The organism is Arthrobacter sp. WCS2018Hpa-7 (genome assembly GCF_031843805.1).
GTDB lineage: Bacteria > Actinomycetota > Actinomycetes > Actinomycetales > Micrococcaceae > Arthrobacter.
The window spans coordinates 1-17,958 of sequence record NZ_JAVTJB010000026.1; the positions used below are offsets into that span (position 1 = coordinate 1).

Consider the following 17,958-nt stretch of genomic DNA (forward strand, 5'->3'; position numbering starts at 1 on the left):
CACTATTGAGTTCTCAAACAACAGACACTACCGGCACCACCCACACCCACAAGGGTCCAGGATCGCTCCGGAGCAACTTTTCAAACTTACACGCTGCCTGCCTCCGGGTCAAATCGGCGAACTTGACTTGATTTTCCTTGCGGGTTTTTAGTCAGCTTCACCGTCCTCCACTGGGGAGCAGCGCGGGTACTAACTATACCCCTACTTCCCCGTGATGGCAAAACCCCTCAACGACACGGCCGCTGCACCGAGCAAAATCCCCGGGAACAAAGGGAAGAGGGCCCGGAAGCATAGGTCCGGACCCTCTCCGCCTGAGGAAATTACTGCCTCACGTGACTACTGCGAGCGGTCGCGCTACTCAGCCGGCGCGAACCAAGAGGCGCCCAGTGGGGGAAGAGTGACGGTCAACGCGGCGGGCTGGCCGTCGGTGCCAGGCACCGAAGCTTTCAGTGACCCTGCATTGACCACTCCCGAGCCGCCGTACGTTTCAGAGTCGGTGTTCAGGACCTCAGTCCACTCCCCCGCTGCGGGCACACCCAGGATGTAGTCCTTGTGCGGACCGCCGGAGAAGTTCACTGCGCAGACCAACGGTTTACCGTCCTGGTCCCAGCGGATGAAGGTCAAGACGTTGTGGTCGGCATCCCCGCCGTTGATCCACTGGAAACCGCCGGCCTCGTTGTCCCGCTGGTACAGGGCAGGCGTCGAGGTGTAGAGCTCGTTAAGGTCCTTAACCAGAAGCTGCAGCCCACGGTGAGCTGGGATATCGGCGAGGAACCAGTCCAGCCCGTATTGCTCGGACCATTCGGCCTCCTGGCCGAACTCGGTGCCCATGAAGATGAGCTGCTTGCCCGGATGCGCCCACTGGTAGGCGAAGAAGGCACGCAGGTTTGCCAGCTGCTGCCAGCGGTCACCGGGCATCTTCCGGAGCATGGAGCCCTTGCCGTGAACTACTTCATCGTGGCTGATGGGCAGCAGGAAGTTCTCGGTGAAGGCGTACACCATGGAGAACGTAATGGTGCCATGGTGCCACCTGCGGTTGATGGGGTCTTCGGAGATGTACTTGAGCGAGTCATGCATCCAACCCATGTTCCATTTGAGCCCGAAGCCCAGGCCGCCGTGGTTGGTGGGTGCCGTGACACCCGGGAAAGCGGTGGATTCCTCGGCGATGATGATGGCCCCGGGATGGGACTTGTAGACCGTGGCGTTGACTTCCTGCATGAAGGAAATGGCTTCGAGGTTCTCGCGGCCGCCGAACTTGTTGGGCTTCCACTGTCCTTCTTCACGGGAGTAGTCCAGGTAGATCATCGAGGCAACAGCGTCCACCCGCAGGCCATCGATGTGGAATTCTTCCAGCCAGTACAGCGCATTGGATACCAGGAAGTTGCGGACCTCGCTGCGCCCGAAATCGAAGATCAGGGTTCCCCAGTCCGGGTGTTCACCCAATGCGGGATCCGAGTGCTCGTACAGCGGCTGACCGTCGAACTGTGCCAGCGCCCAGGAGTCCTTGGGGAAGTGGGCAGGGACCCAGTCGAGGAGGACGCCGATACCGGCTTGGTGGAGTGAATCCACCAGGAAGCGGAACTCGTCGGGGTGGCCGAACCGTGAAGTCGGAGCAAAGTAGGACGTCACCTGGTAGCCCCACGAACCACCGAAGGGGTGCTCAGCCACCGGCATGAACTCGACGTGGGAGAAGCCAAGCCACTTCACATAATCCACGAGCTCCTTGGCAAGTTCCTTATAGCCAAGACCCAGACGCCAGGAACCCAAGTGAACTTCGTAAACGCTCATGGGCGAGTTGTGCGGATCCTTCTGGGCGCGGGCTGCCATCCACTCCGCGTCCTTGAACCGGTAGCTGGCGTCCACAACGCGCGACGCCGTCAGCGGCGGAACCTCGGTACCGAAGGCCAACGGGTCGGCTTTTTCCATCCAGTGACCGGACTTGGTCAGGATCTCGTATTTGTAGCACGCCCCTGCTACAACCCCCGGAATGAAGAGTTCCCAGACCCCGGAGGAACCAAGGGAGCGCATGCCGTGCTGACGGCCATCCCAGCCGTTGAAGTCGCCCTTGACGCGAACTGCCTGGGCGTTCGGGGCCCACACTGCGAACGAGACACCGTCTACCTCGCTGAGCGCGGAACGGTAATGCTGCACGTGCGCGCCGAGCACATCCCACAGGCGCTCATGACGTCCTTCACCGATCAGGTGCAGGTCCACTTCACCGACGGTAGGCAGGTAGTGGTACGGGTCATCGATGGTGACGGGTTCGACGTCGTACACCACTTCCAAACGGTAGTCCGGCACGTGGCCGGCCTGCAGCGGTTCCAGGACGGCGGCCCACACTCCATGGGTTTCATGTGCCATCTCGGTGCGGCCGTGTTCGGTCACCACCGCCACGGACTTCGCGAGGTGCTTCACCGTACGGATGGTGACGTGGCCGTGGTCGTCCAAGTGTGCGCCGAGGACCGAGTGCGGCGCGTGGTAGGCGCCGGCTGCCACGCGTTCCAAGGTCTCGGGGTCCACGTGCAGGGGAACTCGGGGCCGTTCGGTGCGTGCAGAGCCAGTCATGTCATTACCTTCCGCTGTAGCTGCCGCATGCTTGCCGCGGCTTGTATTGTCGAGGATTCGTCGTGATGCGTTGACCGGAATCGACAGCCAGTCGGGCCGGTTCCGCAACTCGTACACCACCTCGTATAAGGCCTTGTCCAGCCACAATGCCACAAAGAGCGGCGAGCGGCGGTCTATGGTTCCGGGGGTGACGTCGCTGTACCCCTCAAGGAACGCTGCAGCGCAGTCATCCACCCAGGTTTCGGGCACTTTGGCGAGGGAATTTTCGCGCGTGGCGGCACCCGCTGCATAGTCGAACGAGCGCAGCATGCCCGTGACATCGCGCAGGGGAAGGTCGGGATTATTGCGCTCGTCGATGGTCCGCAGCGGCTCGCCTTCGAAGTCGAGAATGGCCCAGCGCCCCGGCTGCCCGGCGCTGCCGGGCAGCGATTCGTTGCCGGGCACCAGCAGGATTTGCCCCAGGTGGAGGTCTCCGTGGACGCGCTGCAACTGTCCCACGTCTCCGGGATCCAGCGCTGCCAGCAGTTGCTCGAGGTTGTCGTCATAGGGCCCGACGGCGGATGCGGCCTCTGCCCACGACTGGCGGACGCGCCGGGCCACGGTCGCGATGATGCCGGAGCCCTGCTCCTGTCCGTCCTGGGTGCCAAATGTTTCCGCCAGCCTTGCGTGAACCGAGGCAGTCGCTGCCCCGAGCCCGCGGGCCTCAGCCGTGAAATCCTTGCCGGCTGCGGCTGCTTCCACGGCCAACCGCCAGGCGTCCAAACCTCCGAGCAGGAATTCATGTGCAACAGTCAGTTCGCCGGTGGCCGGCGCGGATCCGTTCGATGCCGGCCCCTCCCACGAGCCGCTGATCCAGCCGAGCGTCGCAGGAACCTCGGTGGTCCCGGCGGCGGTCAGTGCGGCGCCAAGCTCAACTTCGGGATTCTTACCTGCCGCCAGCACGCGGAAGATCTTCACGATCGCGGCCGAATCGCCGTCGTCGATGATGACGGAGGTGTTGGACTGCTCGCCGGACAGTACCCGTACGGAAGTGGGGTTTTCCGGGAGCGCGACGCGGCCACGCGTGAGGTGTCCGCGCGCGCCTCCCACGCTGCCTTCGCTCCGCATCAGCTCCAGCCAGGCGGTGACGAAATCCGAATCGTAGACGGCGTCGTACACCAGCCGGAGGCCCGAGTCGTCCGTGAACTCGCCCAACAAGGCCGCCGGGGCGTCCACCAGTGGTTGGCTCCGATAACTCAACGGAACCTGCACCACGTCAGTCCGGGGACCGCCGTCGGCCGTCCGGTGGGTCACCGCCAGCAGCACCACCTCAAAAGCAGTGCCGCCGCCAGTGCCAGGGAGGCTCACAGCGCCCACCTGCTCCAGCGCAAAGTCGGGGCTCTTGACCGGGAACCAGCGTTTGCCTGGCAGCCAGTGACGGAGAAGTCCTTCAACGGAGGGGTTCAAGTTTGCCTTGCTCATCTCATCCTTTGGAGGTCACCACGGGAATCGCCTGGGTAAAAGGCGAGGAGGGATTGGAAAAGGCCGAGCGCACCCGCAGCCAGTAGAAGCTGTGGCTGCCCAGCATCACGGTCAGATGACCGTTGTCGCCGACGGCCGGGAATGGCTGACCGCCGAAAATATCGCGCAGGCCGCGGCCCGCGAATTCAGGGATGTCCAACGTTGCCGCTACAGGGTGCTGGGAGAGGTTGAAGACGCACAGAATGGTTTCGGCGTCCTCGCCCTCGGGGTTGCCTGCCGGCAATTCCCGTACATAGGCCAGCACCACTTCATGATCGGCTTCGATGTGCCGGAAGCCGCCCAGGCCAAACACCGGGTGGTTCTTGCGGACGCTGAGGATCTGCCGGGTCCAGCGCAGCAGCGAACCGGAGTGCGCGGCCTGGGCCTCAACGTTGGCCATGCCGTAGTTGTACACCAGCGACTGGATGACCGGCAGGTACAGCTTGCCCGGATCTGCTCCGGAGAAACCTGCATTGCGGTCCGGGTTCCACTGCATGGGCGTGCGGACAGCATCACGGTCATCGAGCCAAATGTTGTCGCCCATTCCGATCTCATCCCCGTAATACAGGAAGGGACTGCCGGGCAGGGAAAGGAGCAGTGCATTGATGAGCTCAATTTCGGACCGGGAGTTGTCCAGCAGCGGCGCGAGCCGGCGGCGGATGCCGATGTTGGCCCGCATCCGGGGATCAGGGGCGTACCAACCCAGCATCGCGGCGCGTTCCTCAGCCGGGACCATCTCCAAGGTCAGTTCATCATGGTTGCGCAGGAAAGTTCCCCACTGGGCACCCTTGGGTATGTCCGGAGTCTCCCGCAGGGTCTCGATGATGGGTGCGGCCTTCTGGTCCCGCAGTGCGTAGTAAAGCCGCGGCATGATGGGAAAATGGAACGCCATGTGGCACTCGGGCGCTTCCTCGGTGCCGAAGTACTCCACCACTTCATGCGGCGGTTGGTTGGCCTCCGCAATGATCACCCGACCGGGATAGTTCGCGTCCACCATGCGCCGAAGGTCCTGCAGGAAAGTGTGCGTCGCCGGCAGGTTCTCGCAGTTGGTTCCGTCTTCCTCGAACAGGTACGGAATAGCGTCTGCCCGGAACCCGTCAATCCCCTGGTCCAGCCAGAACCGGATCACGTCATAGAGGGCCTCGATGACTTTGGGGTTCTCAAAGTTCAGGTCCGGCTGGTGGCTGAAGAAGCGGTGCCAGAAGAACTGCCGGCGGATGGGATCGAACGTCCAGTTGGATTCTTCGGTGTCAACGAAGATGATGCGGGCGTCCTGGTATTTCTCATCCGTATCGCTCCATACGTAGAAATCGCCGTAGGGACCCGTGGGGTCCTTCCGCGACTCCTGGAACCACGGGTGTTGGTCCGAGGTGTGGTTCAGCGGGAGGTCGATAATCACCCGCACGCCCCGGGCATGTGCCTCGGCAACCAACCGCTTGAAGTCGCTGATGGTGCCGAATTCATCCAGCACGGATGTGTAGTCCGCAATGTCGTAGCCGCCATCGCGCAGCGGTGAATGGAAGAACGGCGGCAACCAGAGGCAGTCAACGCCCAGCCATTGGAGGTAGTCCAGTTTCTCGATCAACCCGTGGAAATCACCGGAGCCATCCCCGTTGGCATCCGCAAAGGCCCGCACCAGTACCTCGTAGAAGACTGCCTTGCGGTACCAGTGTGGATCATGCTGGAGACCGGGGGCGTTCAACTCGAAGGTGTTCTTCGGAGTGAAGTACTGGCTCGGGTTCTGCGGAGAAAAACTCACTAAGGCTGCCTCCGGATGCTCAGGATGTGTGCCGGCTCAACGTGTGCATCCAGCCGGACGTAGTTGTGCTCGCCCCACTCCCAGCTCTGGCCGCTGATGAGGTCATCCACCCGGAACCGGCCGTCGTCGTTAAGGTCCTGTGGGTCCAGTTGCAGGGCCGCTAGGTCCAGGGAGACTGTGCTCTCGCGGGTGCTGTGCGGATCCACGTTGACCACAATGATCAAGGTGTCCTTGGTGCCATCGGGCAGCGTCTTGTGCTTGGAGTAAACGATCGTCGCATCATCGGTGCTGCTGTGCAGCGTCAGGTTCTGCAGGTCGCCCAGCGCCACGTGCTTCTTGCGGATGGTGTTGAGCCTGGTGATATACGGCGCCAGGGTGCGTCCGGATTCGGCTGCGCCTTCCCAGTCCCTCGCCTTGAACTCGTACTTTTCGTTGTCGATGTATTCCTCGGCACCCGGACGGGCCACGTGCTCGTAGAGCTCGTACCCTGCGTAGACACCCCAGAGCGGGCTGGCCGTTGCGGCCAGTGCAGCCCGGATGCGGAAGGCCGCCGGCCCGCCATACTGCAGGTACTCGGTGAGGATGTCCGGAGTGTTCACAAAGAAGTTTGGACGGAAGAACGCCGGGCTCTCGTGGCTGACTTCGTGGAAGTACTCTTCCAGCTCGGTCTTGGTGTTCCGCCACGTGAAGTAGGTGTAGGACTGCTGGAAGCCCGCACGCCCCAAGGCGTGCATCATCGGCGGGCGCGTGAAGGCTTCCGCCAGGAAGACAACCTCGGGGTTCTTCTTGTTGATCTTGCCGATCAGCCATTCCCAGAACCAGACAGGCTTGGTGTGCGGGTTGTCCACGCGGAAAATCTTTACGCCGTGGCTGATCCACAACTGCACGATCCTCAGAATTTCCTTGGACAGTCCCGTCGGGTCATTGTCGAAGTTCAGGGGATAAATGTCCTGGTACTTCTTCGGTGGGTTTTCTGCGTAGGCGATCGAACCGTCCACCCGCGTGGTGAACCACTCAGGATTGGACGTCACCCACGGGTGGTCCGGGGCTGCCTGCAGGGCAAGGTCCAGGGCGACCTCAAGCCCCAATTCGTTGGCGCGCGCCACAAAGGCGTCAAAATCTTCAAAAGTGCCCAGTTCAGGGTGGATGGCGTCGTGGCCACCGTCCTTGGAACCGATGGCCCACGGCGACCCCGGGTCCTGCGGTCCCGGCGTCAACGTGTTGTTGCGGCCCTTGCGGTGCTGGAAACCGATCGGGTGGATGGGCGGCAGGTAAATGACGTCGAAGGCCATCTCCGCCACGGCGTCGAGCCTCTTGGCTGCCGTACGGAAGTTGCCGGAGGTCCAGACACCGGTGGAGTGATCCAGCACAGCGCCCTCTGAGCGGGGGAAGAACTCGTACCAGGAACCGCGACCCGCGAGGTCGCGCTCCACCTGCAGCGGGAATCGTTCGGAAACGGTCACCAGTTCGCGGATGGGAACACGTACGACGGCGGCCAGCACCTCGGGGCTGAAACCGGCGCCAAGGCGCTCCTCGGCAGTCTTGGTGGTATCGGCCAGCACGACGGAAGCGGCACGCATGGTGCGCTTCTCCACAGCGCTGCGTCCGGCGTCGTCGGCTGCTTCCGCGAGGAGGGCAGCGCCCTCGGCGAGCATCAACTCAACGTCGATGCCGGCGCCTACCTTGACCTCGGCGTTGTGGTGCCAGGTGCCGTAACGGTCGTGCCAAGCTTCGATAACGAAGGACCAGGCTCCGGTGCCGGTGGGCGTGATCAGGCCCTCCCAGCGGTCCAGGCCCTTCCACTTCTCGCCCTCTGCAGGGGTCAGGCGGACGCGCTGACGTTCTTTGCCCCGGGGATCGAGCAGTACAGCGGACACGCCGAGCTGGTCATGACCCTCACGGAAGACCGTGGCGCCAACAACGAGGTCCTCGCCCGGCAAGGCCTTCGCCGGGAAACGGCCACCCTCAACCACCGGCTGCACGGCAGTGATGGGGAACCGGCCGAAGCGCAGTCCCTGGGTGATGTCCGTAGTCGTCTTGGATTTCAGAGCGGTGATGGTTCGCGCGGTTTTCGTCACAACCACGACGTTAGCGACAAAAATCACAGAATGCTAAGCACACGACCTATCTACTCGACGCAAGATGACTTTTACCTAAAAGAAACCCAATCCGGTTCCGACTGCCATGTCCGTCCGTTAGTGTGGCGCTCGTGAAGGCTATTCGAAGGTTTACAGTCCGTACCGTCCTCCCCGAGCCCATCCGGCCCCTGGCCCGATTGGCGACCAATCTGCGCTGGTCCTGGCACCGGCCCACACGGGAACTTTTCGCGAGCCTCAACCCGGCTCTCTGGGAGGCGTCGCAGCACGACCCCATTGCCCTTCTGGGGTCCATCAGCCGCGAACAACTGCAGGACCTCGCCAACAACGGCGACGTGGTGGAGCGCGTTCAGGCCGCTGCCTCCGACCTGGACCGGTACCTCAGCGAACCGCGCTGGTACCAAGGCCTCGGCGAAGACGCTCCCGCCTGCATTGCGTACTTTTCCCCCGAATTCGGCATCACTGAAGTTCTTCCGCAGTACTCCGGCGGCCTCGGCATCCTGGCCGGAGACCACCTCAAGGCCGCCTCAGACCTCGGCGTGCCGCTGATCGGTGTTGGGCTCCTCTACCAGGCCGGCTACTTCAAGCAGTCCCTGTCCCGGGATGCCTGGCAGCAGGAAACCTACCCGGTGCTGGACCCCGACGGCCTGCCGCTCACGCTTCTTCGCCACCCCGGCAAGGACGGCATGCCCGGCAAGCCCGTCCACATCTCCCTTCCGTTGCCCAACGGCCGCGAGCTCCACGCGCACGTCTGGCGTGCCGACGTCGGACGCGTTCCGCTGCTGCTGCTGGACTCCAACGTTCCCTCCAACGATGAAGCCGCCCGCGGCATCACGGACCGCCTGTACGGCGGCGGGGGCGACCACCGGCTGCAGCAGGAACTCCTCCTGGGCATGGGTGGCGTCAAAGCCCTCCGCGTCTACCAGGAACTCACCGGCACGCCCGCGCCGGAAGTTTTCCACACCAACGAAGGCCACGCAGGTTTCCTGGGCATCGAACGCATCCAGGAAGCCATGTCCGATCCCACCGTGCCCCTCAGTTGGGACGAGGCCCTCGCAGCCGGTCGCGCATCCACCGTCTTCACGACGCACACGCCCGTCCCCGCCGGCATCGACCGCTTCGAGACCGTCCAGATCAAGCACTTCTTCGAAGCCGGGCTGGCACCTGCCGTGCCCACGGACCGCATCCTGGAACTCGGCCGCGAAAACTTCGACGGCGGAAACCCCTCCGTTTTCAACATGGCAGTCATGGGCCTGCGCCTGGCGCAGCGTGCCAACGGCGTGGCCAAGCTGCACGGCGTGGTGTCCCGCGAAATGTTCGCCGGCCTGTGGCCGGGATTCGACCACTCCGAGATCCCCATCACCTCCGTCACCAACGGCGTCCACGTCCCCACCTGGGTGGACCCCCGCATCTCCACCCTGGCCCGGAACCAGTTCGGTGCCGAGGCTGAAGCGCTGGGCCGCTGGGACCTTGCCTACAATGTCAGCGATGAAGACGTCTGGGCGCTCCGCCGGGAGCTGCGCGCCCAACTCATCGACGACGTCCGACGCAGGCTCAGGGCCTCGTGGAAGAAGCGCGGCGCCGCCGACGCCGAGCTCGGCTGGACCGACTCCGTGCTGGACCCGGACGTGCTCACCATCGGCTTTGCCAGGCGCGTGCCTACCTACAAGCGACTCACCCTCATGTTGCGCGACCCCGCACGCTTGAAGGCCCTGTTGCTGGATCCGAAACACCCCATCCAACTGGTCATCGCCGGCAAGTCGCACCCCGCGGACGACGCCGGCAAGAAGATGATCCAGGACCTGGTGCGTTTCACCGACGATCCCGAAGTCCGCCACAGGATCGTCTTCCTGCCCAACTACGACATCGCCATGGCGCGGACCCTGTTCCCTGGCTGCGACGTGTGGCTGAACAACCCGCTGCGCCCGTTGGAAGCCTGCGGCACCTCCGGCATGAAGGCCGCCATCAACGGCTCGCTTAACCTGTCCGTCCTGGACGGCTGGTGGGACGAAATGTACGACGGCGAAAACGGCTGGGCGATCCCCACCGCCAACAACGGCGCATCGGCCGACGAACGCGACGACATCGAAGCGTCCGCACTGTACGAGCTCCTCGAAAACCAGGTAGCTCCGCGCTTCTACGGCACCACCGTTGCACAGGGCGCCGGAGCTGCAGGACCGTCCGAGTCCAGCCGCGAGACCGTGCCCACCCATTGGGTGTCCATGATCAAGCACACCCTGGCGAACCTCGGCCCCGCCGTTTCCGCGGAACGCATGCTCCACGACTACGTCAACAACCTCTACTGCCCGGCCGCTGTCTCCGGGCGCAGGGCCGTTGCCGGAGCCTTCAAGGAAGCCAAGGAACTCGCCGCCTGGACCACCAAGGTCCGGAACGCATGGCCCCAGGTAGTGGTGGAACACGTTGACTCCGTGGGGGTCTCCGAGGAACCCCAGGTGGGCGACAGCCTCCAGGTCAACGCCTACGTAGCCCTCAACAGCCTCACCCCGGACGATGTGTCCGTCGAGGTAGCCTTTGGGCGGGCCGAGGAATCCGACGAACTCGAGGACATCGTGGTGGCCGAACTGGACTCCCTGGAAGACCTCGGCAACGGACGACACCTGTTCAACGGCTCCGTGGTCATCAACCGGTCCGGCTCCTTCGGCTACACCGTCCGGGTGTTCCCGAAGCACTCGGCGCTGGCTTCCAAGGCTGAGCTGGGGTTGATCGCGAACGCCTAGGCCCTTGAAGGTGTAAGGCCCCGCTTTTCCGTTTGTTGCTCAACGACGGAAAAGCGGGCGGCCGCCCGTGGAGGGTGCTGTTTTGCATCTATGAGGCTGGTTCGGGGGAACTCCCGCGGGATTTCTACGCGCGAAGTGCAATAGCGGGATCTTTACGGCTGGCGACCCAGGCAGGGTAAATGGCGCTCACAATACCGGTGGTCGCACCCACAAGGACGAGAGTCGACTCAATCCAACAGCTGCCGCAGCTCTCTGCCGAGGCTGCTCATCAATCACTGCGTCTCTTTCAGTAACTTCTCGGCGGCATCTACGTAGTTCTGGCTTTTTGTCTTAAGCGCGGCAAGAACTGCCTCATTCTGCTTGATAAGCGGCAGCTGGTAGCTTGCCTGAATATCACCAAGCGTTTGGGTGAGCCGGACTTCCTGGTTGCATTCGGCCTCAATCGTGGCGATTCGGACGCCCTCGGCCATGTCCGACTTCGACGGGTTTTGCTGATCTGTCCTCACCTGCAGGTCAAAGGACTGCTGGCTCGACCACTTGGCGTTGGCGGCATACCGCCCCGGTGTCAAGCCAGCCGCTGAGATGCATTTGTCCCAGTCGCCCTTGGCATTCTTCCAAGCGTCAGTCTCTGATGCCCTACCGAGACTTTTCACAGCAATTTCCGCCGCAGCACCACCATTCATCAGGTCATCAGGTGGAGTGATTTCATCAATCTTGCTCTTTTCGCTGGCAAGACATTTGTACCTGGCATCCCCCCACGCGCCTGCCTTGTCGTGCTTCTGGTTCGATTGAGCGTCTTCTCCAATAAGCCGGAAGCCGTGCTGTCTCACGCGATCAACGTTCCACACGCCGAAGTTCCGGTTCTCTGCCTTCGGATAAGCAGCATTCGGATCATCGATGAAGCCAAACTTCTTCATGCACGTGGTCATGATGACTTCCCTCGCCAGAAGAATCTGAGAGCGATCACGGACAGAAATTCTATATGCGTCCACTGGGAATACGATCAGAGAGTTCTCGTAATCCAGATTCACTTTTCCCGATGAGTCCGGCGTGATTGAACTGTCCGCACTCCCCGAACAAGATGAAATAGCCAACGCTGCGCCTGTGGCAAGCGAGGCCACGAAATACCTTGTCCAGCGTGCCCTTCGTCCAGGAGTTCTTCTCAACACTATCCCGCTTCCAATCCCCAATACGCACATGACGTAGAGCCTAAAGGCCCCTCCGAAATGTATCGCTCGACACATTTAGCGTCAAACCTTGGAATTAAACGGAAAAAGCGCAGAAATATTTAGATTCTCGCATCACGATTGGGTGGCACGCACCACTTAAGCGCTTCGGCGGGAATCACGAACGCATAGGATCAATGCTGGGCCACGCCTCAACTCTCCGTCAGAGCACTCAAGTCGCTGTTTGCGCCGTGGCTTGCCCCACGGGTCTGACGTTGGAGCGACTAATTCTCGAAAACGGCGATGACTGCGAGGTCGCGGCCGGCGTAGCGCTCTGCGTCCTGGAGGACTTCGCAGACTACCCCGAAGGACCGGTCTGTGCGGTAAACGGCCGGGACCTGCCAGATCATGGTGACGGGTCCGCCGTCGTCCTCTGAGAGGGCGTCGGCGTAATCGTGCAGGGAGTCGTTCAGGGCGTCCAAGTTCACACCGTAGTACTCAGGGAAGTCCAGGACCTGGGCGAAGACTTCCAGGACCGCTTGCTTGGTGGTTGCCGGGGGGACCATCACGGTCCTGCGGCCGGCGTCGGAAATCTGCTCCCGTAGTTCTTCAAGGGTCCAGGTGTCTGCAGAATAGATCTTCATGGGCTCCTACTTGCCTTCGACGATGAACTTGAACGACTCATAATGGTCCGCGGTGTAGTACTTGGCGGCATCCTTGCCCACGATGATGCGGCGGGCTCCACGATCGGATTCTCCCGGCGTCGGCACCGTGTATTCCTTGTAGAACCCACCGGACTTCTTGGGTAGGAGGCCTTCAAAATTGCCGAAATTCACGCCGTCACGGTCGTACGGATAGGGGCCGCCCTTGGCGATCAGGGCCAGCGTTTGGCGGGCTTCCTTGGGCAGTTGCGATGCGTTGATGGTGGGCAGCGTCGAAGGGTTTGCCACTGCAGCCGTCGACGACGTCGCGAAGCCAGGTTCCGGCGTCGTAGTTGGTGCCGTGAGCCCACCACCGCCCACCATGGCGACCACCAGCACGACGACGGCGATCACCAGACCCGCGAACGCCACCAGTTTGCTGCGGCTGCGGTTCATGCGGAGAGCTCCTGATGTCTGTGTGCCTACGTGCGGTAGATGTTGATGGTGTTGGCTTGCAGGATATCCCGCTCGCCTGAGGCCACCAACGCGCCCTTCCGACGCTCGTGCAACACCGAAGTCGTGAAGCGGAGCTCAAACATGCGCTTGCCGATACCGGTTTCACTCAGAATCTCCGGCAGCACCATCTTCACATCCTGGTTGCTTCCGTTCACCACAATCAAGCCACGGATTTCGCTGTCCTCATGCCCCATCAGGAGTTGGACAGAGCGCACGTTGGGATCGTTCCAGCGTGCGGGAGTCATTCGCTGACCTTTGTCGTCGAACCATTGCAGGCTGGAGTTGTTCGCGTTGCCGGGGAAACTCTCAGGCTGGTGCCGCAGGAACCAGCGGCGGAGCCGAACCAGCTCACGTGTGGTCCGGAACATGGCGTTGGCTTCCTGGGTGCGGCTCCAATCCAGCCATGCCGTGGGGTTGTCCTGGCAGTAGGCGTTGTTGTTGCCTTGCTGGGTCCGGCCGAGTTCATCGCCGGCAGTAATCATGGGGACGCCGAAGGACAACAGAAGGGTGGCCATCAAGTTGCGGATGGACAGGGCGCGGGCGGCCACAATGGCCTCATTCTCGCTCCGGCCCTCCACCCCATGGTTGTAGCTGCGGTTATCGCCGTGGCCGTCGCGGTTCTGCTCACCGTTGGCCTCGTTGTGCTTACGGTCGTAGCTCACCAGGTCCTTCAACGTGAAGCCGTCGTGGGCCGTGATGAAGTTGACCGATGCAAGCCGGGTCCGTCCGGACGATGCGAAGAGGTTCGCGGAACCGGCCATGAGTTCAGCCAACGACGCCACGGAACCGCCTTGGCCACCTGCTTCGATGGCGGCGCGGTCGGACAGCCAAAAGCTGCGGACGCCGTCACGGAAATGGTCGTTCCAATCGGACCAACCGTGGGGGAAACGGCCTGTCTGCCAGCCGCCGTAACCGACGTCCCAGGGCTCTGCAATGAGCTTGACCCCGGACAATACCGGGTCCTCCGCGATGGCCTGCAGGAAGGGATGCTGGGGGTCGAAGGTGTTGCCCGCGTCCCGGCACAAGGTCACAGCAAGGTCAAAGCGGAAGCCGTCCACATGGAAGTCGTTCACCCAGTACCGAAGCGAATCCAAGGCCAGGTCCACCACCACGGGATCGCTGAAGTCCAAGGTGTTTCCACAGCCGGTGGTGTCCAGGTAGCGCCCATGGGCATCGTGCCGGTAGTAGCGCTTCTCTGCGAGCCCACGGAAGCTTAGGGGCGGTCCATCCGGTCCAGCTTCGGCGGTGTGGTTGTACACCACGTCCAGGATGACCTCGATGCCCGCCGCGTGCAGCAATTTGATCATGCCCTTGAGCTCGTCCTGTACCGCGTGGGGGCCGGCGTTGCGCGCTGACTCCGTGGCGTAGTCCGAATGCGGTGCAAAGAAAGCGGCCGTGTTGTAGCCCCAGTAGTTGGTCATGCCAAGGTCCTGGAGGTGGGACTCATCCAGGTGGAAATGGATGGGCAGGAGCTGGACGGCCGTGATTCCGAGCTCAGTGAGGTGCTGGATCATTACCGGATGGGCCATACCGGCGTAGGTACCTCTGAGGTGCTCCGGAATGTCCGGGTGCAGCATGGTCTGGCCGCGGACATGTGCTTCGTAGATGACGGAAGTCCGCAAGGGGATGTGGGGTGGACGGTCGTCGCCCCAGTCAAAACCTGTTTCCACGTGCACGCTGGTGAGGAACTCGCCCCGCTGGTCCACAGCACGACCGTAGGGATCGAGCAACAGGCGATGTTCGCCGTCGTCGTCCAGGTCCACAGCCGGCAAGGACACGGGGAAGCCGCGCTCGGACGATGCCTCACGGAAACCGTAGCGAGTGCCCGGCGGCATTCCGCTGACCAGCCCGAAGTGCACGCCGTCTTCAATGTTGGGAAGGATGTGGGCACGCCACGGCTCTCCAGGAGCTTGGAAGGCGATCTCCACCTCTTTCAGGTCGGGCGCGAAAACTGCCACGTTCACCTGGTGGTCCTGCGTTATTTCGGCATCGTCAAGGCCGGGCTGGGGTGCGCTCAGTCCGAGGGGCCGTGGCCGCGAGGCGTCGACGGCGGCTGCTGTGTCAAAAATAGGCATAACCATTGCTTGCAAGTTTAGTTCCACGCCAAGTATGTGCCGCGCCGGCCGCGCATGTGACGACGTTCCACATCGCAATTTGATTACTTGCCTGCTGAGGGCCGGATTACTTGGGCCGCTCACGTGCTGGAACGCTGTTCGGGAGCCGCCTTCCCGGTCGGTTGGCTACGTGAATAAGTCGCCTGGACCGGCTGTTGTCCCGCCCGCTTGGCATACTGGGACGGAGACAACTGGAGGTTCTATCGTGCGTGTGGCACTCGCCCAAGTCATTACCGGCCGGGATCTGGCCGACAACCTGCGGCTCCTCGAGGAGTACGCCCGTCTGGCGAAAGACGGCGGCGCCGACTTGGTGGTCTTCCCCGAGGCCATGATGCGCGCGTTCGGGAACTCGCTGCTGGACATCGCCGAACCTCTGGATGGCCCCTGGGCCGTCCGGGTGCGCGCCATCGCCGACGAACTGCAGATGGTGATCGTGGCCGGCATGTTCACCCCCGGCGCTCCTTCGGAGTCAGGGGCGCGTCGCGTGCGGAACACCCTGCTGGCCACCGGCCCTGGCGTCGAAACGAGCTACGACAAGATCCACCTCTTTGACGCGTTCGGCTTCGCTGAGTCGGACACCGTTGAGGCGGGTACAGACCCCGTGACGTTCGACGCCGGCGGCCTCACCTTTGGTTTGGCCACCTGCTACGACATCCGTTTCCCTGCCTTGTTCACGGCCAACGCCGATCGCGGCGCGGTGGTGAACATCGTCTCGGCGTCCTGGGGATCCGGGCCGGGCAAAGCCGAGCAGTGGCAACTTCTCGCCCGTGCCCGCGCCGTGGACACCACCACGTTCGTGCTCGCATGCGGCCAAGGCGATCCAGCTACCCAGGGCGTTGAGCCCAAAGGTGCCGCGCCCACGGGAGTCGGGCACTCCACCGTCGTATCCCCGTTTGGCCAGGTCCTGGAGGCCCTCGACGGCGAACCCGGCCTAATCTTCCACGACCTGGACCCCGCCGTGGTGGAGGAAGCCCGCCAAAAACTCCCTGTGTTGGCCAACCGCCGCCAGTTCTAGCTCCCCCACCGATCCTCTCTCACATCCCTAGCCCTCCCGGCCAGCGCTCTCTCACGTCACTAGCCCTCCCCGCCAGCGCTCTCTCACATCCCTAGCCCTCCCGGCCGGCCCTCTCTCACGTCACTAGCCCTTTGCGGCCGTATGGTCACGCCCAGAAGTAAATATGAGGCCGCGTTCCGTGAGAGGCAGGACGGCTGGTTCTCTCTACGGATCGGTCGATGAAACAGGTCGCCGAGGAGATCGGAATAGAGGAAAGCAAGGTGGGGAACTGGCTTCCAGGCATCGGGCACCGGAACCCCTTGCCGAAAATATGCAGTTGACGGCCGAGGTCGAGTTCCTGGGAAAGTCAACGCATTCTTTACCGCGAACCAAAAGTAGGCCGCTCCGAAGAGTTCGGAGCGTCCGGCTCAATACCGAGGGATTTGAAAGAGCGATCGGCTCAAACCCGCGGGACATGAAAAGAGCGTCCGCCCCAAACCCGAGGGACATGAAAGAGCGTCCGCCCCAAACCCGAGGGACATGAAAGAGCGACCGCCCCAAACCCGAGGGACATGAAAGAGCGACCGCCCCAAGCCCGAGGGACGTGAGAGAGCGTGCGGATCAAGCCCGAGGGATGTGAGATAGCGTTGGTACCCGTCGGCGGCACTGCAGGCACACGAAAGGCGCCGCAAGGGCCATCCGGAAGCATGATTCCAAGCGAGGAACGAGCGAGCATGCGGAGGATGGCCCTTGCGGCGCCTGAGCGAGGATGGCGGGCGCCGCAGCTGCGACCCCCGCTCCTGCGGCGCCTGAGCGTGGACTACTTAGCGGCGCGCTGCCTCGACACTTCGTACAGCGAGATCCCGACGGCCATGGATGCGTTGAGCGATTCCATGGCTGAGTCGATCGGGATGGAGACGATCTGGTCGCAGTTTTCGCGGACGAGCCTGCTGAGGCCCTTGCCTTCGGAGCCCACCACGATGCACACGGGTTCGGTGGCAACGCTGAGGTCGGGCAGTGAAACGTCGCCGTCGCCGTCCAGGCCCAGGACGTAGATGCCCATGTTCTTGAACTGCTTCAGCGCGTTGTTGAGGTTCGACGCGCGGGCCACAGGTACGCGGACAGCGGCACCGGCGCTGGTCTTCCATGCGGACGCGGTGACGCCCACGGAGCGACGCTCGGGAACGATCACGCCGTGGCCACTGAACGCGGACACGGAGCGGATGATCGCACCGAGGTTACGGGGATCGGTGATGCCGTCCAGGGCAACGAAGATGGGGGCGTTGGAGATGTGCCCCTTCTTCCACTTGGCCAGGGTTGTCTCGGCGAGGTCGTAGGCGTCCTCGTACTCGTACGGCGGGATCTGCAGGACGAGGCCCTGGTGGACAGCGTCCTCGGTCATGCGGTCGAGCTCGACCTTGCCGGTTTCGAGCAGGGGGATGCCGCGCTCGGCCGCGAGTTTGAGGGATTCCTTGACGCGGTCATCCATCTCGATACGGATGGCGACGTGCAGCGCCTTGGCGGGGATGCCGGCGCGGAGGGCTTCGACCACCGAGTTACGGCCGGTGACCAATTCTTCCGTTGCACGTCCCTTGGGGCCGGAGCGTGCGCCGGCGCCACCGGGGCGGGTGCCCGGTCCGCGCTTGGCAGCTGAGCGTTCCGCCAGCTGCTTGTTCTTGTATGCCTTGTGGTAGGTGCGTTCCTCCGCCTTGGGCGTGGGACCCTTGCCCTCCAGGGCCTTGCGGCCGTGGCCACCGGTTCCGGTGGTGGGGCCCTTCTTCTGCTTGACCGACCGGCGACCATTGTTGGCCATGAGATTCCATCCTTGATTTTGTGAGTAAGTCTGGAATCAAGTCTACTGACCCGATG

At 62.8% G+C, this 17,958-nt stretch carries 10 protein-coding genes; 2 read left to right on the forward strand and 8 right to left on the reverse strand.

Going from position 1 to position 17,958, the window contains the following annotated elements; all coding sequences use genetic code 11:
- Positions 1-354 precede the first annotated feature (354 nt).
- From RQH14_RS20415 to RQH14_RS20425, 3 genes are read right to left on the reverse strand one after another with little or no spacing between them, the layout of a single operon-like run.
- On the reverse strand, positions 355-4,026 hold the full coding sequence (locus RQH14_RS20415; protein ID WP_311214956.1) for a 1,4-alpha-glucan branching enzyme: 3,672 nt from the start codon (positions 4,024-4,026) through the stop codon (positions 355-357).
- 1 nt (position 4,027) lies between these two features.
- Positions 4,028-5,824, reverse strand: coding sequence for a maltose alpha-D-glucosyltransferase (treS, locus tag RQH14_RS20420; protein ID WP_311214957.1), 1,797 nt, complete (start codon positions 5,822-5,824; stop codon positions 4,028-4,030).
- Positions 5,824-7,908, reverse strand: coding sequence for an alpha-1,4-glucan--maltose-1-phosphate maltosyltransferase (locus RQH14_RS20425; RefSeq protein ID WP_311214994.1), 2,085 nt, complete (start codon positions 7,906-7,908; stop codon positions 5,824-5,826). Before RQH14_RS20425 ends, treS begins: the two co-directional genes overlap by 1 nt.
- A gap of 125 nt (positions 7,909-8,033) precedes the next feature.
- On the opposite strand from RQH14_RS20425, the gene glgP reads away from it, so the two are divergent.
- Positions 8,034-10,658 (forward strand): alpha-glucan family phosphorylase, encoded by a 2,625-nt coding sequence (gene glgP, locus RQH14_RS20430; RefSeq protein WP_311214958.1) that lies wholly within the window; start codon positions 8,034-8,036, stop codon positions 10,656-10,658.
- A gap of 272 nt (positions 10,659-10,930) precedes the next feature.
- On the opposite strand, the gene RQH14_RS20435 is transcribed toward glgP, so the two are convergent.
- The 4 genes from RQH14_RS20435 to glgX all read right to left on the reverse strand — a co-directional run bounded on the left by RQH14_RS20435 (position 10,931) and on the right by glgX (position 15,062).
- On the reverse strand, positions 10,931-11,779 hold the full coding sequence (locus RQH14_RS20435) for a hypothetical protein (protein WP_311214959.1): 849 nt from the start codon (positions 11,777-11,779) through the stop codon (positions 10,931-10,933).
- A gap of 329 nt (positions 11,780-12,108) precedes the next feature.
- Positions 12,109-12,468 carry a barstar family protein gene (locus RQH14_RS20440; RefSeq protein ID WP_311214960.1) on the reverse strand — a complete coding sequence of 120 codons (360 nt, stop codon included), beginning with the start codon at positions 12,466-12,468 and terminating at the stop codon, positions 12,109-12,111.
- A gap of 6 nt (positions 12,469-12,474) precedes the next feature.
- On the reverse strand, positions 12,475-12,921 hold the full coding sequence (locus RQH14_RS20445; RefSeq protein WP_311214961.1) for a ribonuclease domain-containing protein: 447 nt from the start codon (positions 12,919-12,921) through the stop codon (positions 12,475-12,477).
- A gap of 26 nt (positions 12,922-12,947) precedes the next feature.
- The gene (gene glgX / locus RQH14_RS20450; protein ID WP_311214962.1) at positions 12,948-15,062 is read right to left on the reverse strand and encodes a glycogen debranching protein GlgX; all 2,115 of its coding nucleotides are present in this window, start codon (positions 15,060-15,062) and stop codon (positions 12,948-12,950) included.
- Positions 15,063-15,300: 238 nt separating this feature from the next.
- Here glgX and RQH14_RS20455 point away from each other — a divergent pair, with 238 nt between their 5' ends.
- The gene (locus RQH14_RS20455; protein WP_311214963.1) at positions 15,301-16,110 is read left to right on the forward strand and encodes a carbon-nitrogen hydrolase family protein; all 810 of its coding nucleotides are present in this window, start codon (positions 15,301-15,303) and stop codon (positions 16,108-16,110) included.
- Positions 16,111-16,909: 799 nt separating this feature from the next.
- Here the strand turns inward: RQH14_RS20455 and rlmB are convergent.
- Positions 16,910-17,902, reverse strand: a complete 993-nt coding sequence (gene rlmB / locus RQH14_RS20460) for a 23S rRNA (guanosine(2251)-2'-O)-methyltransferase RlmB (RefSeq protein WP_311214964.1) — start codon at positions 17,900-17,902, stop codon at positions 16,910-16,912.
- Positions 17,903-17,958: the final 56 nt, after the last annotated feature.